This window comes from Paraburkholderia sp. BL18I3N2 (assembly GCF_003001875.1).
Classification (GTDB): Bacteria; Pseudomonadota; Gammaproteobacteria; order Burkholderiales; family Burkholderiaceae; genus Paraburkholderia; species Paraburkholderia phytofirmans.
Window position 1 is genome coordinate 428,820 of the sequence record NZ_PVNC01000006.1, and the last position, 21,368, is coordinate 450,187.

A 21,368-nucleotide genomic window follows, 5' to 3' on the forward strand; every position below is an offset into this window, starting at 1 on the left:
CGTCGGGTCCAAAATGTTTGTAGAGCACGTGCGTCCCGTTTCCATTGCTTCGGATAACTGTCTTTTAAAGGTCGCAAGCCTGCTTGAGTGTGAAGAGTGAGGGGAAGCAACAATGGACCGCGTTATGCGTGCTTTTGAACGGATCATCCCGTTTGAGTGGGCGCCCGACAGGTGGCCGCGAGCGGTCGTCGTGCAGGAACTCAAGTTGCCCCGGATCTCGATCCATGCGGTTATCGTCGCAATGCTGGCGCTCTACGTCATGTCTTCCGCGACGGTCTCAATTGCGCAGGCCCCCGCGGCTGACGTCGGCGCGGCCGCCGTTCCCGCTGCGACGCTCGACAAACTTGTCGGACCCATTGCGTTATATCCCGACGATCTCGTCGCCATCATTCTTCCCGCCGCGACTTATCCGGTGGAGATCGTGCAGGCGGATCGCTTCCTCGATCAGCGCAAAAGTGACAAGTCGCTCAAAGTCAACGAGAACTGGCACGATCCCGTGAAGGCCTTGCTGAATTACCCCGAAGTCGTCAAAAGAATGAGTACGGATCTCGACTGGACGATCAGCGTTGGCGAAGCCGTCGTCGCCGATCAGGGCGCGGTGCTGGAGGCGGTGCAGCGCTTCCGGCGTCAAACGCAGGCGGCGGGTCAGCTCAAAACCGACGACAAGCAGGTCGTGGTGGTCGAGAAGGAGGTGATCAAGATCGTCCCGGCCGACCCGCAGGTGATTTACGTGCCGCAATACAACCCCACCACCGTCGTGGTAGCCGGCGCGCCTCCGACTTACGCGTACCTGCCCGCACCTTATCCGGCCTACTACTATCCTTACGCTCCGGGTGCGGCGCTCGCGACGGGCCTGATATGGGGAGCGGCGATTGGCGCGGCCTGGAATGGCGGACACTATGAGGCTCATTACGGAGGCGGCGGCAATAACAACATCAACATCAACCGGGAGAGGAACGTCGAGCGAAGCGATCGGGAAAGGAATGTCGAGCGAGGCAATATCAACACGGGCGATGTCAACCGCACGCGAGGGCAGGGAGGGCAATCGTCCGCATGGCGATCCGAGAAGAAGCCAGGCCAGGTCAGCGGCACGACAGGCCGCGCCGCCGGCATGCAACGGGTCGGCGATGCACCGGTCCGCGGCGCCGCGGGAGGTGGTAATGCGGCCTCAGGAGGACGCCAGCAAGCGGCTCAACGCCCGGCTACGCCGGCCACGAGAGACCAGGGTGCTCAGCGCCCCGTTTCGGCAGGCACGCGGGACCAAGGCACGGGGGCCTCGCAAAGAGGCGGGGGCGATGCGTTTAGCGGCTACGGATCGGCGCGCGACGCACAGGCGGATAGTTCACGGGGCGCGGCGAGTCGTCAGTCGTTCTCCGACTCCCATGGCCGGGCTTCCGGCCATTCCGGCGGTGGATTTTCATCGGGAGGCGGGCGCGGCGGTGGCGGTGGCGGCGGGTTCACCCGTGGCGGCGGTGGTGGCCGCGGTGGTGGACGGCGATAGGGGATGATAATGACTGACCCGATCAGGACCGGCACGAACCGGCGCGCGGAATTGCGGCTCGGCCTGGCAATATGGCGCGGGTTATACGCGATAGTTCTCGCATTGCTGGTTCCGCTTGGTGCCTTTGCCGCCGCGCAACGCACGTTCGCGACGCCGGAGCAGGCGGTCACCGCTTTGTCCGAGGCGCTCAAGGCCCGCGATGAAGCGACGCTGGTCGCCATTTTTGGCGAGGCGCACAAGCGCCTGGTGGTGTCGCCGGATCAGGCGGAGAACGAAGCGAATTGGGCCAAGGCGAGCGCGGAACTAGATGCCTTCCATGTCCTCGATGAAGCCGGACCGGATCGGCGGATTCTGCTGGTCGGCGGCGAGGCGTGGCCGATGCCGATCCCCATCGTGAAGGAGAAGGGTAGCTGGCGGTTTGCCACGGAACTCGGCGAGGAGGAAATCCTGAATCGCCGTATCGGCGCAAACGAACGCGAGGCAATCCACGTGCTGCGCGCCTATGTCGACGCACAGCGGGAATATGCGTCACGTGATCGAACCAATGACGGCCTGCTGGAATACGCGCAAAAACTTGCCAGCACGCCCGGCAGGCAGGACGGCCTTTACTGGCAGACGGACGAGAGCAGCGGTGAGGAAGCCAGTCCATTCGGACCGCTGATCGCCGCCAGCTCGGCGTATCTGAAAGGCCACCAGAAGGGCGACGCTTATCGGGGATATCACTTCCGCATCTTGACGCGGCAAGGCAAGAACGCGGCGGGCGGCGCCTTTAGCTACATCATCAACGGGCACATGCTGGCCGGTTTTGCGATGGTCGCCTATCCAGCCGTATATGGCACGAGCGGTGTGATGACTTTCGTGGTCAACAACAATGGGGTGATTTACCAGAAAGATCGTGGCGCGAACGCGCCGCCCGTCACCGTGTTCGATCCGGATCAAACATGGCAGCGCGTCAACGATCCCTATTGAGGCGGTCGCCGCGCTTGATGCCCGGCTCCAGTGGGTCGCCGGCGTCTTCGACGATACGACAGTACGACAGCGCGGCTACGCAGGCATCTAGGACCAAAGTCCGATGTGGACCGCGCCGACCACCGACTATGCTTGAGGAGCAGCATGGGCCGGTCCGGGGCATCGCGCCCCGGATCGTGGAACGGCGTGCGGCCGTGCTGCTGTCGAGCTTGCTTCCGTCTGCGAGGCGCTACGTTGACCGATGAATCCAGCGTCACCGAGCCGGTGACGGACCAGATGCCCGCGCGCGGGTGGCGCAACGTGTTTCCGCCCGCACAATGGCTTGGAGCCTATCAGCCTCGATGGCTCGTCAAGGACGCGACAGCTGGAGTCACGCTCGCGGCCTACGGGATTCCGGTTTCGCTCGCGTACGCGTTGCTGGCCGGTTTACCCCCGCAATACGGCATCTACGGTTATCTCGTCGGGGGACTCTTCTACGCACTGTTCGGCTCGTCGCGCCAACTCGCGATCGGTCCGACTTCGGCGATCTCGATGCTGGTCGGCGTGACCGTCGCGGCGATGGCCAATGGCGATCCGGCGCGCTGGGCTTCGATAGCAGCGCTCACGGCCGTGGTGATCGCCGGCATGTGTCTGGTGGCCTGGCTGCTGCGCTTGAGTTCACTGGTCAATTTCATCAGCGAGACGATCCTGCTCGGCTTCAAGGCGGGCGCGGCGTTGACTATCGCGATGACACAACTGCCTAAACTCTTCGGGGTCAAGGGCGGCGGAGAGTCGTTCTTCGAGCGGATTGCCGTGCTCGGCGGGCAGCTAGGGCAGACCAATCTCGTCGTGCTCGGATTTGGTCTGGTCTGCATCGCGTTGCTGCTGCTCGGCGAAAAATATCTGCCGGGGCGTCCGGTTGCTCTCTTCGTCGTGATCGCGTCGATTGTCGTGTTGTCCGTCACGCCGCTGGCCGGTTCTGGATTCAAGCTGGTGGGCGCCGTGCCTCAAGGGTTGCCGGAATTCCGCCTGCCAGGGCTGCGGATACGCGATGTCGATGGAGTCATTCCACTCGCTTTTGCGTGCCTGTTGCTGGCGTACGTCGAAAGCGTTTCGGCCGCGCGAGCGCTCGCGCAGGCACACGGTTACGAGATCGACGCGCGCCAGGAACTGCTCGCTCTGGGAGCCGCGAATCTGGCTGCCGGATTGTTCCAGGCTTATCCGGTCGCAGGCGGACTTTCTCAATCGTCGGTGAATGACAAGGCGGGCGCGAAGACACCGCTTGCGCTCGTATTCGCATCGATTGCCATCGGGCTCTGTCTCATGTTCCTGACAGGTCTGCTCGCCAACTTGCCCAATGTCGTGCTGGCGGCCATTGTACTGGTGGCCGTGAAGGGGTTGGTCGATATCGGCGAGCTACGCCATGTCTGGCGCGTCAGCCATTTTGAATTCGCCATCTCCATGGTCGCGTTCGCGGCGGTGCTGATGCTGGGAATTCTGAATGGCGTGATCGTCGCGGTCATCGTCTCGATGCTCCTGATCATCCGGCGTGCCGCGCATCCCCATGTGGCGGTGCTAGGGCGTATCCCCGGCACGCGCATTTTCTCGGACATCGAGCGGCACGCCGAGAACGAGCCGATTGCGCATGTGCTGACCGTGCGCGTCGAGGCATCGCTGCTTTACTTTAATGTCGAGCACGTGCGCGAGACCGTCTGGCGGAGAATCCGCACAGCTTCCGAGCCAGTCGAACTGGTGATCTGTGACCTGTCCGCGTCGCCGGTTGTCGACCTCGCGGGCGCGCGGATGCTGAAGGTGTTGCACGACGCGCTTCTGGCCGGCGGCACGGCGATGAAAGTGGTTGCCGCACACGCGGGGGTGCGGGACATGCTTCGTGCCGAGGGACTCGAAGATCGTTTTGGCCATATCGGTCGACGCGGCTCGGTGGCGGACCTCGTCGACGAGTTTCAGTCGCAGGGGAATATTGCCGATGGCCCCGATGTGGCACCACACGCCGCTACGTGATATGTGACGGTACCGCTATCAACGGAGGTGATCTATGGAAGCGCATTCCCACATTGCCGTACATTTGTTCGCGCGCCGGTTCGCCGCCGCCGTGTTGCTGGCCGGCGCGACTTTTAGCCATGCCGCGAATCTGAACTTCCTGAAAGACACGCCGGTGAGCTTTATGAAGGACGCTGACCGTAAAGCGCTCAACGATGCAGCGCAGACCGCGCTCGAAACAAAGAAAGATGGCGAATCGATGGAATGGAACAACATGGGCACCGGCAACTCCGTTTCGATCAGGGGCACGGTGACTCCGCACGATACCTCGAAGGAGGGCGATAGAACTTGCCGCACCACGACGCTTGTCGCGATTGCAAAAGGCCAGACGCAAAGCTGGACGCCGACTGTCTGCAAACAGGGCAGCGGCCCCTGGACGATCCTCAGGCAATGAGCGCTTTGGCAGTGCACTCAGGTAGCGTAACGGCCGTCGTCCCGCGTTTGGAAGGGGGCTGCCGCTACTGCCCGTGCGCCGTTCTCCGCGTAAAGGCGACCGATTCGGGGCCAACATCGTGATTGCGAACGTGAGAAAGTCCCGCAGACACGCGAGCAATTGAAAAAAAAGAATACTTTTACTGACTCGTGCCGTGCTGGGCGGCTTCAACCGCGGTGTCGCGCTTCTTTTTCGCTTCCGCTTTCTTGTGGTCGTAGACTTTTTTGGCAGCCGCGACCTCACGGTTGTATTCGCGATTCGCTGCGGCAACCTGCTGGTGCATCCTGACGATCTCATCAGGATGTTGAGAGGCTGTCGATGAACTCGCGCCGGAACTTTGTTGAGCCCAGGCGCCAGGAAGGGACAACAGTGCAGCGGAAGCCGTAATGACGGCCGCAATGGTGCTTTTCATGAAGAACTCCACGTTGGTCTACCAGGCAGCGGATTTCAGCCTATACAGGTTGAGCGAAATGTTATATAGGACTTTGGTCCAATGAGACGGGTTAGACAGCCTGCAGGCTGTGCGCAGAGTCGGCGAGGCGCTTGCGATGTACTGCTGGCAAGCCGGCATCTGGGGCGAGGGTCCAAAAGAGCTAGAAACTCATTGCAAATCCGAATGAAACGCCATGCACGTTGTGTCCGAACACGTACCGCACCATCGCGCGTGTGCGAGTGATGATGATGGGATATTTGCTGCTATCGAGTTCAAGCCCGACTCCCAACGACGTGAGGTCGTTGAACCCCAGCACGCCGGCGCTGTCGCCGTAATAATGCGAGTACGCGGCTTCCAGCACGTAGCGGATCGGCCGGTCCAGCGCGTGCCAGCCGGTAGGGGCCCGCCAGCGTGTCCACAGGCTCAGTTGCTGCGCCATGGCCGATCCCTGAACTGCCTCCGATGAACCGCCGAAGCTGCGCAGGTAGATGTCGGTGGCACGCAGTTCGGCATCGATTTCGTAGTCTTCGCGGTAGCGCTCGTAGTCGAGCACGAGTGAGCCACCATAGCCGTACGCGTCCAGCGAGCCATTCTCGAGAAACTGTAGATTGCTGTCAGTGACGTGATTGAAGATCGACTGCCCCACCTTCAGATCGCTTGAAACACGTCCCATCGTACCGTTCAGGATCGGACGGAACACCAGTTCATCCGTGATCCGGAAATCCCAGCCGACTCCCACTGTGCCACTGAACGTGTTCCATCTTGTCGGCACCGCACGCTGCTCGGCGCCATTCGTAGCGATAAAGGTCGGATCGTAACGGCTGTAGGCGAGTGTGCCCTCCAGGTACAACGGGAAGGATTTGCTGATAGTGAAGCCGCCCCCGAACTGCGTCTGACCGAAGCCGGGATTGCCCGTAGTGCCGTTATTGACCGACAGGTTACTGGTCGTAACATCGGGCACTGTCGTGTAGGTCATGATGGAGAGCACAGCGTTGGCATGTTGCTTCACATTGCCACCGACCACGGCACTCCCCGTCGACTGGCTCGGCGCGGTCTGCGCATTCGACGAGCACGGCAGCAGGGCGAAGGTCAGGGCGCCGCACACCCATGCTGCGCGGCAGGACCGATGCATCCGGAGCGTGGGCTTTTCAAGCGACCTCGCCAATGTCCGTACAATCGCAAGCTGCCGCACAGCGTCCCGAACGAGCATGACACACTCCTGTCAGTTAGATCGTTCTGCTTGTCTTCCACCAGACCGCCATTCCGTGCCAGCACAATAGTTCCAGACAACCGACCTAGCGCGTAACGACCGCTCAACCGTTCGCAGCACCAGGAGCAGGTTACATCGAAGCCCGCTCAATTGTATCGCCGAACGAGCCGATAGAATTTCGGCGCCGGTTACGGTAGCTGAGGCCTTAGCGCGGCGCTGCGCTCAGCATGGCGTGCCTGCTCGCGTACGATGCCGTCTGCCGTTGCAGTTGCCATTACACCAGTCATCGGCGCGTCCTCTTGAGAGGCTCGACGTCCCTATCCTGTGGGCCTAAGGTCTCATTGACCGGCTTGAAGTTCAGGGATCATAGTGTGTCAGGGAGGTTCACGTGTCCGCCGGTCGCGCTCCGCGGATAGAGCAGGGACTCATGGACGTTCCCGCAGCGTTGGACTGGACACCGACGGGTCACCCCAGCCGACGACCGGACCAAGCCACCGTGAGGTGGAGATAGCGGTGGGTGCCCGGTTGGTAAGCCTCCTCTGCGTGACACCTGGCGAAGCGCGAACGTCTGAATGTCCGCTGCAATATGAATCGTAAGGAGATAGCAGGCATGGGCTGGAATCGCTGGTACAGTTTGAAGAGCTATCTGAGATCTTCGCTGTGGACCGTGCCGCTCATCGCAGTCGCGATCTATGCCGTGGTGAAGCCTGTGACCGAGATGGTGGGCAGGTGGATGATCAGGCAGGGGAGCCTTGATCCTAAAACCGGTTTTCTTGGGCTGTCCATGACTGGGGCGCGGTCGTTGCTCGGTGATATCGTTTCCGCAGACATGGCGTTTCTGGTGTTTACGTTCGGTTCGCTGCTCGTCGCAATCCAGGTCGCTGGCGGTCAGTACACCCCGCGGATCATCGCGACGACACTGCTGCGCGACAACATCATTCGTGGCATCTCGGGACTATTCGTTTTCACCCTGCTGTTTGCAAATAGAACGCTGGCGTGGATGGGGGAAAACGAGGTACATCAGCTTCAGGTGTTCATTGCGGCGCTGTTTGGATTCGCTTCGGTCGTCGCTTTCCTTTTCCTGATTGATTACGCCGCGAAATTTCTGCGTCCCGTAAGTCTTGTAGCTCGCGTCGGGGAGCAAGGGATCGCGGTCCTCGAGAGCGTTTATCCAGCCCCGACTGCGGACGGCGCGACTCCCGCGAAACGTGACAAAGAGCGAGACGTGCCGGACCGCATTGTTCGTCACCACGGCAAGTCCGGCATCGTTCTGGCCTTGAATCTGGAAATGCTGGTGGCCAAGGCAAGGCGCGCCGACGTAGTCATTGAATTCGTGCCGCAAGTCGGCGACTTCGTCGCGGCGGACGAACCGTTGTTCTATTTGTACGGGAGTTCTGGCGCAATCGACGACGGCAGGCTGCGCGCGCTTGTTGCTTTCGGAACGGAGCGCACGATGGAGCAGGACCCTATGTTCGCGTTTCGCATCCTGGTGGATATTGCGCTGAAAGCGCTGTCGGCAGCCATCAACGATCCCACCACAGCGGTGCTTGCGATCGATCAGTTGCACCGGTTATTGCGGGTGGTCGGTAAACGGTCTTTGCACATCGAAGAGATAGTGGATAGGTCGGGAAGGGTGCGTGTGATCTTGTGGACGCCCAAATGGGAAGACTTCGTGCACATTAGTTTCCGCGAGATCCGACAGTGCGGCGCGGGCAGCGTTCAAATCGCGCGGCGTCTGCGCGCGGCGATAGAGAACCTCATCGAGAGGCTGCCGGAGCATCGCCATGACGCGTTGCGCGTCGAGCTGATGCTGCTCGATCGCGCGATCGCGTTGAAGCATCCGTTTCCGGAGGACCTGGCGTTGGCACGTATCCCTGACTCGCAAGGGCTTGGAGGTTCGGCAGCCTCGCCGGCGAACAACTAGCCGTTCGGAGGCAAGCCGTGCGCAAACTCATAATGGGCATCGTCGAATTCCGCGAGAAAATGCTGCCGCAATACGCGAAGCAGTTCAGCAAACTCGCGCTCGCGCAAGCGCCTGATGCGCTCTTCATCACGTGCTCGGACAGCCGGGTTGTACCCGATCTGCTTGCCTCCACCCATCCGGGTGATCTGTTCACGATGCGCAACGTCGGCAACCTGGTACCGCCAGCAACCGCAGAGGGAGTTTCTACTGGGGACCTCTCCGAGGCGAGCGCGATTGAGTATGCAGTGCTGGTGTTGAAAGTCGCGAATATTGTTGTGTGCGGGCATTCCGAGTGCGGTGCGATGAAAGCCGTGTCTACACGCAACGCCAAGCTGAAAACGCCGAACCTCGATAAATGGCTGTGCCACGCCAACACCGCGGCGTTTCGCCTCGAACACGAAGGTCCACTCGATGACAGGCTGAAACCGCACGATCAATTGTCGCAACTCAACGTACTTGTGCAACTCGAGCATCTCATGACTTACCCGATTGTGCGCCAGCAGGTCACTGCTGGGGCGCTGGTGCTAAGCGGTTGGTGGTTCGACATCGCGACTGGCGACATGTATGCCTACCTGCGCACGAGCCGCTCATTCGAAGTCATCGACCGCGCGATGGCTGATCGGATCATTGAGCGGCTTGCCGCACGGGCACGGTGAGTGGTTCTGTTTGCAGTATGGTTCGCGGAGTAAAGTCGAATCGATATGCAAAGTATTGCTTACGTTGCCAGTTCATAGAAACGATCGGCGCCCGCTGCGGGGCTGCTATGAAAGCCTGTGACTCGCGCTTCCTTCAGTTCACGAACTCAAAGCGCCCAAGTACATTTAGGTCAGTCGGCTCGACCATTTGACATAATATAAATTATCAACATATGTGGTTAGTCCAAAGTTCAGATGTCGTGTTTCCGCTAAATTGAAATGTCGTGTTTGCGGGTTCAGGCTGGCGGCCCGCATGCCTTGAGGAGCGCTGGCCATGAACGCATCCGGGACGATCACCATGTCGATGACCGAGCTGGACCGGTTGAAGGTTGTACAGGCCGTTTTGCGAGCGGCGTCTGAAGCGAGGTCAGGCAGCGGACCGCCTTGCGCTGAGCGTGCGGCAGGTTGATCTCCGGGCTTGTCTGGCGGGCCTTCGGCACAGAGGTACGAAATTTTCTTGCAAGCAAGACTACTCGTAAGAAGTAAATGTAGGTCAAAAATATCGTCAGCCTATTTAAAACCACAATTCACCAAAATCTTCGCAACCCAGTTTCTTCCAAACTTTTCTACCATAGACTTCATCGCAGCGCTGGCTGCCGCAGCGTCACCGCACCACCCTTCAGGCATTGAGCGCTGGGGCGGGTCGATGCTGAGACTCTTTTTCGACCGGAGCCATGCATGAATCTGAAGAAATTCCCCCGCCACGCCCTCACCTTCGGCCCGACGCCCATCCAGGCGTTGCCGGGTCTGAGCCAGCACGCGGGCGGCAAAGTCGACCTGTACGCGAAGCGCGAAGACTGCAACAGCGGTCTGACGTTTGGCGGCGACAAAACCCGCAAGCTCGAGTACCTGATTTCCGAAGCGATCAAGCAACGCCGCGACATGCTGGTTTCGATCGGCGGCATCTAGTCGAACCAGACGCGCCAGGTGGCCGCGGTCGCCGCGCATCTGGGCATGAAATGCGTGCTCGTGCAGGAGAACTGGTGAAGTACTCCGACGCGGTGTATGACCGTGTGGGCAACATCCAGATGTCACGCATGGCATGGTGGTCGGCTTCGCAGCGGACGGCCGGGTCGACCGTGTGATGGGCATCGACGCCTCGGCCAAGCCCGCACAAACGCGTGACCAGATCTATCGGATTGCGAAGCAAACCGCCGAGAAGGTCGAACTGGACCCGCGACATCGTAGCAAAGGATATCGTGCTCGAAGAACGCTATGGCGGCCCGGAGTATGGTTCGCCGAGCGAAGGGACGATGGAAGGTATCCGCCTGTGCGCCAGGCTCGAAGGTGTGTTGACCGATCCGGTCTACGAAGGCAGGTCTATGCAAGCCATGATCGACAAGGTGCGGTCGGCGAGTTCCCTACCGGTTCGAAGGTACTCTACGCTCACCTGGGCGGTGTACCGGCGCTGAACGGCTATAGCTTCCTGTTCCGAAACGGCTGATATGCCCCAAGGCGAAGTACACATTCGGGTCTGACGTGGGCAACGGAGAACGTTATGCAATTGCGTGGTGAAACGCGCGCCTGGCGTTGGCGTCGCGAGCCTTCCAGGCTCACTCAGGTATGCATCGTCACCGATGACAGTGTGACGGACAGCTTCGAGCAGGCCTTGATGGCGCGCCTCGAAAGCTCACCACAGGTGGCTTTGCTGCGTCTATCCGATACTGCGGTAGCACACACCGAATGGCTTGCCACACGCCAGTGCGGTCGAAGCGACGCACGCGGGCCGGAAAACGCGCTGGAACGAGCTCTCGATCGGCTCCCGAGCGACAGCCGCTTGTTGCTGTGCTCCGCGGAGGTAGCTGCACTGGAGTGGCTCGGCGGAGTAATCGGGCAGCGGGTTTTCTTCGCCCACTATCATCCCGGCGCAGACGAGGCGCCGCAACTCGTCGCGGTGATCGGCACCGTGGAAGATGCCTTACGCGCCTCGCTGACGGAAAAGTGGGGAGACAGCTATTGACTGATTTCGACATCAAGCTGGCGCGCTGACACGCCTCGCACTAGCCGGCTCACGATTCGTCCTGCAGTTGCTCGATCAACTGCTGGATAAACTCTTTCAATGCAGCCGACAGCATGCGCCCAGACAAGGTCTGAATCTGTACGCTGCGTAGCGTCATACCGGGATGGTCGATCGGGATCGCCACGAGACCGTCCTGCTCAAGCCGCGCCTGCACCGTAAACCGGCTCGTCAGTGAGACAGCGCCCGACATCTGCGTAAAAACGCACAACGTGCTTGAGTTATTACAGGTTAAGACTGGGTCGAACAGCAGACCTTCAAGACTGGATGTCACGTCGAACGTTTGCCGGATCGTCGTGCTCCGATCGAGTAGCGCAATCGGAAAGGGCTGCAGATCGGCCAGCGACACGTTGCTGCGAGCAGCCAGCTCATGGGTACGCTGCATCAACGCATAGATCGGCGCGCTGCGCGCGTACTCGACGCGAATCTCAGGCTCTCGTGCGACACTAAAGGTCAGGCCGATATCCGCATCTCCGTTGCGCACGAGCAGTGTCACTTCCTGAGGCGCAGTCACCGTCAGTTCGAAGCGCGTGCCCGGCGATTTCTCCAGAAAGCGGGCAATGACGTGCGGCAGCATGTCCCGCGCAAATGCCTCCGATGAGGCGATACGAATCGTGCTTCGATCGAATGAGGCAAGCGCCTTGATTTCATCGAGCACCTGCTCACCCTCAAGCAGGGTTCTGCGTACATGAGCGGCCAGAAGTTCACCGGCCTTGGAGAGCGCCATGCCGCGCGGTTGCCGCTCGAATAGCGGATGCCCCACTTCGTCTTCCAGCTTTGCAATCTGCCGGCTGATCGCTGAGATCGTCACGTGCAATTGCTCAGACGCCTCGCTTAGCGAGCCGGTGTTTGCAACCGCCAGAAAGTAACGAAGAGCGACGCTGTGCATGCAGGACGCGCTGGTTTGCGCTTTTGGAAAAGGGAGTCCGCAAATAAGTCAATTGTGGTGCGGCTTTTGGCTTCGTACGCTTGGTTCATCGAAGCAATCACAAGCAGCGTACAAGCCTACTGGTGAGGAGCATGATGACACGCGATCAAGCGATCGACAACGCCATTTCATATTTCGATTCGGGCGATTTCTTGCGGGATCTACAGCGCAGGGTCCGCATGGAGACCGAGAGTCAGGAAGCTTCGGGTATGCCCGTGCTATGGGACTATCTGAGCCGCGAGCTGATCCCTTCGGTCGAACGACTCAGCTTCGAAACGCACATCGTGGCGAACCCGGTCGAAGGCTACGGCCCATTCCTGCTCGCGGCTCGCATCGAAGATCCCGCCCTGCCCACCGTCCTTATCTATGGACACGGCGACGTAGTGCGCGGATACGCGGGCCAATGGAAGAATCAGATGTGCCCGTGGAACATCACCATAGACGGAGACCGTTGGTACGGCCGGGGCACCGCAGACAACAAGGGCCAACATACGATCAACCTGGCTGCGCTCGAACAGGTGATGGCCGCAAGAAACCAGCGCTTGGGCTTCAATGTAAAGCTGCTCATCGAAATGGGTGAAGAAGCGGGGTCACCCGGACTTCAGGCGCTTTGTGAACAGCACAAGGAAACCCTCGCGGCCGATCTTTTGATCGCTTCCGACGGCCCCCGTGCCAGCGCCGGCACGCCTTGCGTTTATCTCGGCTCACGCGGGCTCGTCAACTTCACCCTCTCGCTCAACCTGCGCGACGGCGCCCATCATTCCGGCAATTGGGGCGGCCTGCTGCGCAACCCCGGCACAGTGCTCGCTAACGCGATTGCATCCATCGTCGATGCGCGTGGCCGGATTCTGGTCGAGCAGTTACGCCCCCAAGGCATTCCGGACGCCATACGTCAGGTATTAGAAGACATCGCCGTGGGCGGCGGACCAAACGATCCGGCCATCGATCCCGACTGGGGCGAACCGTCCCTGACCGCCCAGGAGCGCGTCTACGGCTGGAACGCGCTGGAGGTACTGGCGTTCACGACCGGAAACCCGGCCAATCCGGTCGGCGCCATTCCCCCGACCGCTCGCGCGCATTGCCAGCTCAGATATGTGGTGGGCACCGACGCCGACAACATCGCCACGTTCCTGCGAAGCCACCTCGACCGGCTTGGCTTCAGCATGGTTGAGGTCGAGATCGGCGAACAGATGGGCGCGACACGCCTGCCGCCGGATGATCCATGGGTCGAATGGGCACTTGGCTCGCTGCGGCAAACAACTGGAAAGAAACCGGACCTGCTGCCGAATCTCGGCGGCTCAATACCCAACAACGTCTTTATGGATATCCTGGGCATGCCGACGATCTGGATTCCCCATTCGTATGGCGCCTGCTCCCAGCACGCGCCGAATGAGCATCTGCTCGCAAGCGTGGCGCGCGAAGCGCTGCAGATCATGGCAGGCCTCTTCTGGGATCTCGGTGAAACCGGCGCGACGGTTCGAAATCGACGCCAACGGCAGAACGTCATCGACGAAATGGCCTGAATCCCTTTTGCCCAAGCGAATACTCCTCCCATCCCCCAGGACTATCACATGCACACCGCCGCGACTGTGACTGATACCGTTTCAATTGAAACCAGGCGTTCCAGCTTTTACTGGATCATTATGGCCGCCTCGATTGGAAACGCACTTGAATGGTTTGATATCCTGATCTATGGATTTTTCACCACCGTCATCGCCAAAACATTCTTCCCGGCCTCAAACTCCACCGTGTCGCTTTTGATAACGCTTGGCACATTTGGTATTTCATACCTTGTCAGACCGGTTGGCGCGCTCGTGCTCGGCTCCTACGCGGACCGGCGCGGCCGCAAGGCATCCATGATGGTGTCGATTGTCATGATGATGCTAGGCACCGCCATGATAGCCCTGATGCCGGGCTACGCGACGATCGGCGTCGCGGCGCCGATCGCGGTCGTGTGCGCGCGCATGATCCAGGGGTTCTCCGCGGGAGGCGAATTCGGCAGCACAACCGCCTTTATGGTCGAACAGGCACCGGAGCGAAAAGGCTTTATTGCCAGCTTCCAGTTTGCAAGCCAAGGCCTGAGTTACCTGCTCGCAGCAGGGTTCGGGGTCATACTGACGAATACGCTCGATACGGCTGCGCTTGAATCCTGGGGTTGGCGCTTGCCGTTTTTCTTCGGCATCCTGATCGGACCCGTAGGCCTATATTTGCGCAAGCACGTCCACGAAGGACAAAGTTTCCAGGAAGCGAAGTCGGAAGAGTCTCCGGTCAGCACGGTGTTTGCGCGTCAGAAAGGCCGCATGCTCCTCGCCATTGGCACGCTGGTTCTTTCGACCGGAACCAGTTACGTCATCCTTTACATTCCAACCTACGCGGTCCGCCAGCTTCATCTTCCCGAGAGTTTCGGTTTCACGGCGACGATGCTCACAGGTGCCATTCTCACGTTCGTCACACCGTTTGTCGGCCACCTCTCCGACCGGGTCGGACGGGTGCGCATGATGGCTTGGGCCGGCATTGTCTTCACGTTGACCATTTACCCAGTTTTTAAGGTTCTCGGCGAGCATGCCAGCCTTGGTGCACTGATGGCGATGATGGCGTGGGTGGGGTTGCTTAAAGCGGTCTATTTCGGGGCCCTGCCCGCTTTGATGGCGGAGACGTTCCCGGTCGAAACACGGGCGACCGGCATGGCGATCAGCTACAACATTGGCGTGACTATTTTCGGCGGCTTCGCACCGTTGATTGTGGCGTCGCTGATTCAGGCAACGGGCAGCAAGCTGGCCCCGGCCTTTTATCTGATGCTGCTCGGCGTTATCAGCCTGGTTGCGTTGTGGCGATGCCGCAAGACGCTAAATCTGCGCTGACGCGCACCTGAACCGTTGGCGCTTGCAACTGATGGCACTGTCAACTTGTCGGCAGACGCAGCAGCGTTCGTTCAGGAGTGAATTGACTATCGAGGTTCGACGAATATTCGAGTCCGACTTGTGGCATGGAAGTTTAAAAATGATCGACCGTCTGGCCGATAGACAGATTGCTTTGCTTTAGAGGTACGAGCTTTACCGTACGTAGAGCAATCACCCCGCTTCCTGCGCGGCCACGCGCACTCGAATCGCCGCGAACGCCAGCGCGATGGAGGTGAGGCAATCGAACACGAACAGGCCTGCGGGCGTCAGGACCGTCATTGCAAACGAGGCGATCGGCGGTCCGCCTACGCCGCCGATCGAAAACAATATCACCAGCATCGCACTGGTCGTAATTCTGCGCTCCGACGAAGTGCTGTCGTTCACATGCGACACGATCAGTCCATACAGCGTGAACGACACCGCGACATAGAGGAACAGAAAAAGTCCGATCAACACATGGTTGCGGACGACGACAATCAAACCGCTCAATACCCCCGAGAGCATCGCGACCTTGCCCGAAAACCGGCTCGCGTGCTCCATGTAATCTCCCTTAACTTTGTCTAAAAGTTTGGCTCACTTCGAGCGATCTGTGATCTATAGCGTGTGCGTAGCGCGCCCGAAGCGTTCAGCGTAGTTACCAACGAATAACATATCTCGCACTTGGCCAGGAATTCACGGAATCTTGCTGCTCTGGCGGGGCCTCCGAATCGGCGGAATACTTCGAACGACGGACGACGAGGCGGACCCCATGTGCGTCCCGTCAACTATCACGCGGGGATTATCCGCTGTGCTTTCAGCCGGCCAAACAGATCGAAGAACGCCTCATCGGTCGCCTGAAAGTCCAGGAACCCGGCCTTGCGGCTCTTCGACATATCGGTAAGTACTTCCATCGGACGTCCAAGGTCGGCGTCCGAATGCCACCACGATGCAAGCCTGTCGATGTCGGCCTCCACGAGATCGAAGCGCGCGGCAATCTGCCTCCATTGTGTGCCCGCGTCGCGCATGCGGCTTTCTAGAGGGCGCACTTCTCCGTCAAACGCGACCGCCTCGACGCCAAAATAGTCTGCGATACGGGACCACATCCATTTCCAGCGGAAGACATCGCCGTTGACGATATTGAAATCCTGATTACGACCCGCTTCCGACGTCGAGGCCCATTCGAGATGCCGGGCGAGAAGGCGCGCATCGGTCATGTCGGTCAGGCTGTTCCATTGCGTCGCCGAGCCGGGGAAAACAAAAGGCAGCCCTGCTTGCTTGCAAAGCGTTGCATAGACAGCGAGCGTCGTGCCCATGTTCATCGCGTTGCCAACCGCGAATCCGATGATCGTGTGCGGTCGATGAACGCTCCATGTGAAACCCTGACGCTGTGCCGCGGCAAATACGCGGTCTTCCTGCTCGTAGTAAAAGTTGTCGACGTTCTGGCGGCCTTGCTCTTCGCGAAATGGTGTCTGCGGAACGGCGCCTGTTGCATAAGCCTCGAAGGGGCCGAGATAGTGCTTGAGTCCGGTCACCAAGGCAACATGCTCGAGTTTCGACGGCCCGGCTTCCAGCGCGTCGAGTACGTTGCTGACCATGGCGCCGTTCACACGGATGTTCTCGTGCTCGGTAGCCTGCCTCGCCCATGCGGTAAAGAACACGTGAGTCACGTCGAGCGAGTGGAGCGCGGCCCTCACCGACTCTGCCGATGCCAGGTCGGCAATGATCGGCTGAACCGCTGGCGAAACTTGCGTGCGGCCGCGAGATAGCCCGTAGACTCGCCAGCCGGCCTCGATCAGTCGATCGGCCAGATTGCTGCCCGCGATGCCGCTGGCCCCGATGATAAGAGCTCGATTTTTCATGAAATGAACGTTACTCGTTGAGATATCTGGGAAACGGCTGCCCTGCTTCGTGCTCTTGCAGCCGCGTGCGTTAAACGGTGTATCCGTCGGCTATTCAAGCCGGACTTTACGGAGGACCAAACGACGCCATGGTCGGGCGGACGCCTTCGAACGCCATCTGCAGTACCTGCCTGATGCCATTTTGCGAAAGTGCGCGGGGGTTGAAATACGGCGAGCGCATGGCGATTTCCGCGGCACGGTCGAGATCGCGCTCGTGAACACCGAGCTCGGCAAGCGAACGGGGCGTTCCCAAGGCCCGGCCGAGGTCAAACAGCGCAGCCACTGGATCGCTCATATCGAGTGCCCGGCGCAAGCGCTGAGCGGCATCGCGCGCCGACGGCAGGTTGAACGCCATGGCGTAGGGCAGGACCACGGCATGAGTCTGCGCGTGCGGCAAATTGAAGGTGCCGCCAAGCGTATGGCACAGTTTGTGATGCAAGGCCATGCCCACGTTGCCCAGCACAGTGCCGCAGAGCCACGCACCGTACTGCGTCATTTCTCGAGCGTCCAGATCGTCGGGACGTTCGCAGACCGATACCAGGCCTCGCGCAAGACTGCGCACGCCCTCTTCTGCGAACATCGACATGACCGGGTTGATGTCCTGCGCATACAAGCCCTCAGCCGCATGGGCGATGGCGTTCAGACCGCTAGTGGCGGTCAGCCCCACCGGCAAGCTCAGCGTGAGCGTGGCGTCATAGATCACCGTGCGCGGCAAAACGCGATGACTCTTGCCGGTCTTCTTCTCGCTGCTCGCGGTCAGCCCGTAGATAGGGGTGACCTCGGAGCCCGCGTAAGTCGTGGGAATCGCGACGATCGGCAAGCTGGTCTCCAGCGCGATTGCCTTCGCCAATCCCAGTGTGGAGCCGCCTCCTGCCGCGACCAGTCCATCGGCTCCGGCATCGCGTGCCGCCTCGACGCCGGCTTCGGCGGTTTCGACCGGCACGTGCATGACTGCCCGATCGAATATCGCATGGCAGCGTCCTCCGCCCAGTTCGCGCACGCGCCCGGCTAGCGCGCGTTGCTCCGGCGTCGAAAGCACGAGCGCGCGCCGGATGCCGAGTTCGTCGAGTTCGTCACTGAGCCGCGCTAGCGAGCCCGCGCCGAAAACAATGCGGGTCGCGCGGGTGGAATAGGTGAATGGCGTCGCGATGCTCGGTGTCATGATGAACGGTTCAGGACAAAGTCAAAGGCGAGTGTGCTGAACGGCGACTGCATGCGCGTGCCGTCGGGCGCCACTCCCTCTTCATGGTGAATCCAGTCTGCAACTAGCGAGGAGCGCACGCCGAACACGGCGTCGGAATCGAGGTAGCGGTCACCGTCGCGAAACACATGAGTCACGAGCCGCTCATAGCCGGGCGCCGTGATCATGAAGTGCAGATGAGCGGGACGCCACGGGTGGCGTCCAAGCGCGGCCAGCAGCTTGCCTACGGGTCCGTCGTGCGGAATCGGATAAGGCTCTGCCACGATCGAGCGAAAGTGATAGGAACCATCGGACAAGCTGTGCAGCACCGCCCGCGCCCGGTGCGCATCGCCTTCGTACTGAACATCGTAGAAGCCAGCCGAATCTGCCTGCCAGACCTCAATCCTCGCATTCGGCACAGCTTCGCCCTCGAGCCCCATGATGCGGCCTGAGACAAAACATGGCTCGCCCCCGGCACCGTTGGCAATGTCGTCGCCGTTGCGATGCACAGGCGCGCCGCCGACGAAAAACGGCCCGAAGACCGTTGCCTCGGTGCACCCGACGGGCTTCCTGTTCGCCATTGCGGTGACGAGCATCGAGAGTCCGAGCGTGTCGGAGAGCAGAATGAACTCCTGACGTTTGCCGTCCGTGATATGGCCGACCTCCGTCAGGAAGCGGATACCCGCTTCCCACTCCTCTTCGGTCAGCTGCACCTCGCGTGCGAAATCATGAAGATGCCGGACGAGACTCGTCATAACCGCCCTCAGACGGACATTGGACGCCCCTTCGTGGCGCTTGAGTACCGCTTCAGTGATGGTGTTTTCGTCGAGATTGCGCATGGCGATTGATCGGTCGTGAAGCATGGATCAGCGGTTGTCGACGCGCTTGAGAAACGGGCGGATGTCGACGCTCTTCCAGATGCCGGCCTCGTTGAACGGATCGTTCGTGTTGAAGCGGACAACCTCGCGGATGTCGTCGGCTTCATAGAGGAAGAAGCTGCCGATCATCGTCTCCTGGTCCGCCGCAAGCAACGGGCCGGACATCACCATTTTGACCGGCGCCGTCGCGAGATAGGCTTTGTGAGCGTCGTAGTGGGACAGACGGCGTTCCACCATGCCGTCATGGTCAAGGCAATAAACGGTGTAATGCATATGCAACTCCTGATAGTTGTGATGCGAGCGGCGCTCAATTGTGCAAGCCGGAGCTCAATTCAACCGCCCGCACGATCGAGAAGAAATCGAGTTCCGCGCCGTCCGCGTCCACATACTCGGCGAACTGCTTGCGTACCAGGGCGGCGACCGCCATTGGCACACCTGAGGCTTCGCCGGCATCCACCACCAGCGACATATCCTTTAGCATCTGCCGCGCTGAAAACGCCGGCTTGAAATCGCGCTGCTTGAGCGGGTCGAGCTTGTATTTGATGAGCGGCGAAGCCGCGACGCTATCGCCGATCACGGTCAGCATCTCGGTCCAGTCGAGGCCGCCTTTCTTGCCGAGCGTGAGTGCTTCCGCAAGCAGCACCGCGGTCGATCCCACCAGATGATTGATGGCAAGCTTCAGGTAGCGTGCCTGCTGGTCTTCACCAACGTAATACTGGCGTGCCGAGATCGCTTCGAATACACCGCGCGCAGCGTCGAACGCATCCTTGGGGCCCGACGCGAACACGGTGAGCTGGGCCTTCTCCGCGAGGACGGTGCTGCCCGAGACCGGCGCCGCGACATAGCCGATGCCCCGCTCTTTCGCGGCGTCGCGAACGGCTGCGGACGCTGCCGGCGACACTGTGCTCATGTCGACATACACGGCGCCCGCCGGGAGGTTTGCGAACACACCCAGGGAACCGAGCGCGACCTTCAACAGAACCGCGTCATCGGGGATGATGGAAAAGACGAGTTGCGCCGATGCCGCGAGCGCCGCGATATCGGGCGCCGGCCTCACGCCGTGCGTAGCGAGTTCGCCGAGGCGTCCCGGATCGACGTCGTACACGACCACGTCGTAACCCGCCCTGAGCAGGTTGAGGACAATGGGTGTGCCCATCTTGCCGAGGCCAATCCAGCCTATCGAAGGCTTTTTCAGGTTGTTTTGATCAGTCATTCGTGCGTGCTCGCTTGTCAGGTCGTCTGCGGGTTGATCAGGATCTTCATCTTGTCGCCACCTTTGTCGCTCAGGGCGTCGAAGCCCTTGGCCACGACGTCGTCAGCGTCGATCAGGTCGTGAATGAGTTTCTCCACCGGGAATTTTCCGTTCGCGATCATGCCGATGATGCGCGGCCAGATGGTGACCGGATAACACCAGGTGCCCTCAATGTGAATGTCCTTGAGCGACCACTTCATCGGATCGACAGTGGCGGTCCCCACGTGCAAGCCGGCTTGAACGACTGCGCCGGCCGACCGCACGGCGTCGACGCATGCGTTCAGTCCAAGCTGGTTGCCCGAACATTCGATCGCCACGTCTACCCCCACACCTTCGGTCAGATCGCGAACCCTCTCCGGCAACTCGCCTTCCGTGGGATCGAAAATCTGCGTGGTCACGCCGAACTCCGACATCTTTGCGGCACGGGCGGGGTTCGGTTCGCTCACGAAGATCTGGCTGGCGCCGGCCGCATGGCACGCGAGCGCCGCCAGCACGCCGATCGGCCCCGCGCCCGTGATCAGCACAGACGAGCCGACCGTCACGCCGCCGCGATCCACCGCATAGAGGGCAACCGCCGCGGGCTCGATCAGGGCACCCTGCTTGTCGCTGACGCTGTCCGGCAGCTTGTTCGCGTGATAGTCATTGAGAACGGTATATTCCGCCATGCCCCCACCGTCCCAGCTCAAGCCGACACACCCCATCTTCGTGCAAAGGTGACGCAGGCCCCGCACGCAGTAATAGCACTGCCCGCAGGATGCCAGCGGCATGACCGATATGCGGTCGCCCGGTCGCACGTTCTTCACGTCCCGCCCCACTTCGAGCACTTCGGCGCTGAACTCGTGGCCGAGCACCTGCGGCGCCTTAGCCCCCGTCAGCGGATGCGGCTCGGTCGGGACGACGATCGGACCCGCCTGGTATTCATGCAGGTCGGTACCGCAGATGCCGCACCACATCGGTTTGACGATCATCTGACCTGCGCCGATACCGCTCGGGTCCGGCACGTTCTCTACGCGAATGTCGTGTGCACAATGAAACCTGACTGCTCTCATGCCTGTTTCTCCTCTCCTGGACGCTCGCCAGCGCTAGCGTCGT

The 21,368-nt window shown here is 60.5% G+C and carries 19 protein-coding genes and 1 pseudogene; 10 read left to right on the forward strand and 10 right to left on the reverse strand.

Going from position 1 to position 21,368, the window contains the following annotated elements; all coding sequences use genetic code 11:
* The first annotated feature begins 124 nt into the window (after nucleotides 1-124).
* The 4 genes from B0G75_RS19685 to B0G75_RS19700 all read left to right on the forward strand — a co-directional run bounded on the left by B0G75_RS19685 (nucleotide 125) and on the right by B0G75_RS19700 (nucleotide 4,904).
* The gene (locus B0G75_RS19685) at nucleotides 125-1,501 is read left to right on the forward strand and encodes a DUF3300 domain-containing protein (protein ID WP_258194572.1); all 1,377 of its coding nucleotides are present in this window, start codon (nucleotides 125-127) and stop codon (nucleotides 1,499-1,501) included.
* Between the two features lie 9 nt (nucleotides 1,502-1,510).
* Nucleotides 1,511-2,470, forward strand: coding sequence for a DUF2950 domain-containing protein (locus B0G75_RS19690; RefSeq protein ID WP_106309198.1), 960 nt, complete (start codon nucleotides 1,511-1,513; stop codon nucleotides 2,468-2,470).
* Nucleotides 2,471-2,746: 276 nt separating this feature from the next.
* On the forward strand, nucleotides 2,747-4,471 hold the full coding sequence (locus B0G75_RS19695; RefSeq protein WP_106309201.1) for a SulP family inorganic anion transporter: 1,725 nt from the start codon (nucleotides 2,747-2,749) through the stop codon (nucleotides 4,469-4,471).
* 34 nt (nucleotides 4,472-4,505) lie between these two features.
* Nucleotides 4,506-4,904 carry an RT0821/Lpp0805 family surface protein gene (locus B0G75_RS19700; protein WP_106309028.1) on the forward strand — a complete coding sequence of 133 codons (399 nt, stop codon included), beginning with the start codon at nucleotides 4,506-4,508 and terminating at the stop codon, nucleotides 4,902-4,904.
* 178 nt (nucleotides 4,905-5,082) lie between these two features.
* Here B0G75_RS19700 and B0G75_RS19705 read toward each other — a convergent pair whose 3' ends face one another.
* Entirely contained in the window at nucleotides 5,083-5,355 is a 273-nt protein-coding gene (locus tag B0G75_RS19705; protein ID WP_106309030.1) for a hypothetical protein, read from the reverse strand.
* Between the two features lie 181 nt (nucleotides 5,356-5,536).
* Complete coding sequence (locus tag B0G75_RS19710) at nucleotides 5,537-6,508, reverse strand: hypothetical protein (RefSeq protein WP_106309033.1); 972 nt, start codon at nucleotides 6,506-6,508, stop codon at nucleotides 5,537-5,539.
* Nucleotides 6,509-7,196: 688 nt separating this feature from the next.
* On the opposite strand from B0G75_RS19710, the gene B0G75_RS19715 reads away from it, so the two are divergent.
* The 4 genes and pseudogenes from B0G75_RS19715 (at nucleotide 7,197) to B0G75_RS19730 (ending at nucleotide 11,204) form a co-directional block, all read left to right on the forward strand.
* A complete protein-coding gene (locus B0G75_RS19715; RefSeq protein ID WP_106309036.1) occupies nucleotides 7,197-8,510 on the forward strand; it encodes a DUF2254 domain-containing protein in 1,314 nt (437 codons plus the stop codon).
* A gap of 17 nt (nucleotides 8,511-8,527) precedes the next feature.
* Complete coding sequence (locus tag B0G75_RS19720) at nucleotides 8,528-9,205, forward strand: carbonic anhydrase (RefSeq protein WP_106309039.1); 678 nt, start codon at nucleotides 8,528-8,530, stop codon at nucleotides 9,203-9,205.
* Nucleotides 9,206-9,922: 717 nt separating this feature from the next.
* A pseudogene (locus tag B0G75_RS19725) lies at nucleotides 9,923-10,688 on the forward strand (pyridoxal-phosphate dependent enzyme).
* A 54-nt stretch (nucleotides 10,689-10,742) separates the two neighbouring features.
* Entirely contained in the window at nucleotides 10,743-11,204 is a 462-nt protein-coding gene (locus B0G75_RS19730; RefSeq protein ID WP_106309042.1) for a hypothetical protein, read from the forward strand.
* A 49-nt stretch (nucleotides 11,205-11,253) separates the two neighbouring features.
* Here the strand turns inward: B0G75_RS19730 and B0G75_RS19735 are convergent, their stop codons facing one another.
* A complete protein-coding gene (locus tag B0G75_RS19735) occupies nucleotides 11,254-12,150 on the reverse strand; it encodes a LysR family transcriptional regulator (RefSeq protein WP_106309045.1) in 897 nt (298 codons plus the stop codon).
* Between the two features lie 134 nt (nucleotides 12,151-12,284).
* On the opposite strand from B0G75_RS19735, the gene B0G75_RS19740 reads away from it, so the two are divergent.
* Both B0G75_RS19740 and B0G75_RS19745 read left to right on the forward strand, forming a co-directional pair.
* Complete coding sequence (locus tag B0G75_RS19740; protein ID WP_106309204.1) at nucleotides 12,285-13,712, forward strand: M20 family metallopeptidase; 1,428 nt, start codon at nucleotides 12,285-12,287, stop codon at nucleotides 13,710-13,712.
* Nucleotides 13,713-13,760: 48 nt separating this feature from the next.
* Nucleotides 13,761-15,050 carry an MFS transporter gene (locus tag B0G75_RS19745; protein WP_106309047.1) on the forward strand — a complete coding sequence of 430 codons (1,290 nt, stop codon included), beginning with the start codon at nucleotides 13,761-13,763 and terminating at the stop codon, nucleotides 15,048-15,050.
* A 210-nt stretch (nucleotides 15,051-15,260) separates the two neighbouring features.
* Here the strand turns inward: B0G75_RS19745 and B0G75_RS19750 are convergent, their stop codons facing one another.
* The 7 genes from B0G75_RS19750 to B0G75_RS19780 form a co-directional block, all read right to left on the reverse strand.
* A complete protein-coding gene (locus B0G75_RS19750; RefSeq protein WP_106309050.1) occupies nucleotides 15,261-15,629 on the reverse strand; it encodes a hypothetical protein in 369 nt (122 codons plus the stop codon).
* Between the two features lie 227 nt (nucleotides 15,630-15,856).
* Entirely contained in the window at nucleotides 15,857-16,927 is a 1,071-nt protein-coding gene (locus tag B0G75_RS19755; protein WP_106309053.1) for an SDR family oxidoreductase, read from the reverse strand.
* Between the two features lie 106 nt (nucleotides 16,928-17,033).
* A complete protein-coding gene (locus B0G75_RS19760; RefSeq protein WP_106309056.1) occupies nucleotides 17,034-18,128 on the reverse strand; it encodes a maleylacetate reductase in 1,095 nt (364 codons plus the stop codon).
* A complete protein-coding gene (locus tag B0G75_RS19765; protein WP_106309059.1) occupies nucleotides 18,125-18,985 on the reverse strand; it encodes an intradiol ring-cleavage dioxygenase in 861 nt (286 codons plus the stop codon). The genes B0G75_RS19760 and B0G75_RS19765 overlap by 4 nt, the downstream gene beginning before the upstream one ends.
* Before the next feature lie 27 nt (nucleotides 18,986-19,012).
* On the reverse strand, nucleotides 19,013-19,297 hold the full coding sequence (locus B0G75_RS19770) for a YciI family protein (protein ID WP_106309062.1): 285 nt from the start codon (nucleotides 19,295-19,297) through the stop codon (nucleotides 19,013-19,015).
* A 34-nt stretch (nucleotides 19,298-19,331) separates the two neighbouring features.
* A complete protein-coding gene (locus B0G75_RS19775; RefSeq protein ID WP_106309065.1) occupies nucleotides 19,332-20,237 on the reverse strand; it encodes an NAD(P)-dependent oxidoreductase in 906 nt (301 codons plus the stop codon).
* 17 nt (nucleotides 20,238-20,254) lie between these two features.
* Nucleotides 20,255-21,325 carry a 2,3-butanediol dehydrogenase gene (locus B0G75_RS19780; RefSeq protein WP_106309068.1) on the reverse strand — a complete coding sequence of 357 codons (1,071 nt, stop codon included), beginning with the start codon at nucleotides 21,323-21,325 and terminating at the stop codon, nucleotides 20,255-20,257.
* Between the last annotated feature and the right edge of the window lie 43 nt (nucleotides 21,326-21,368).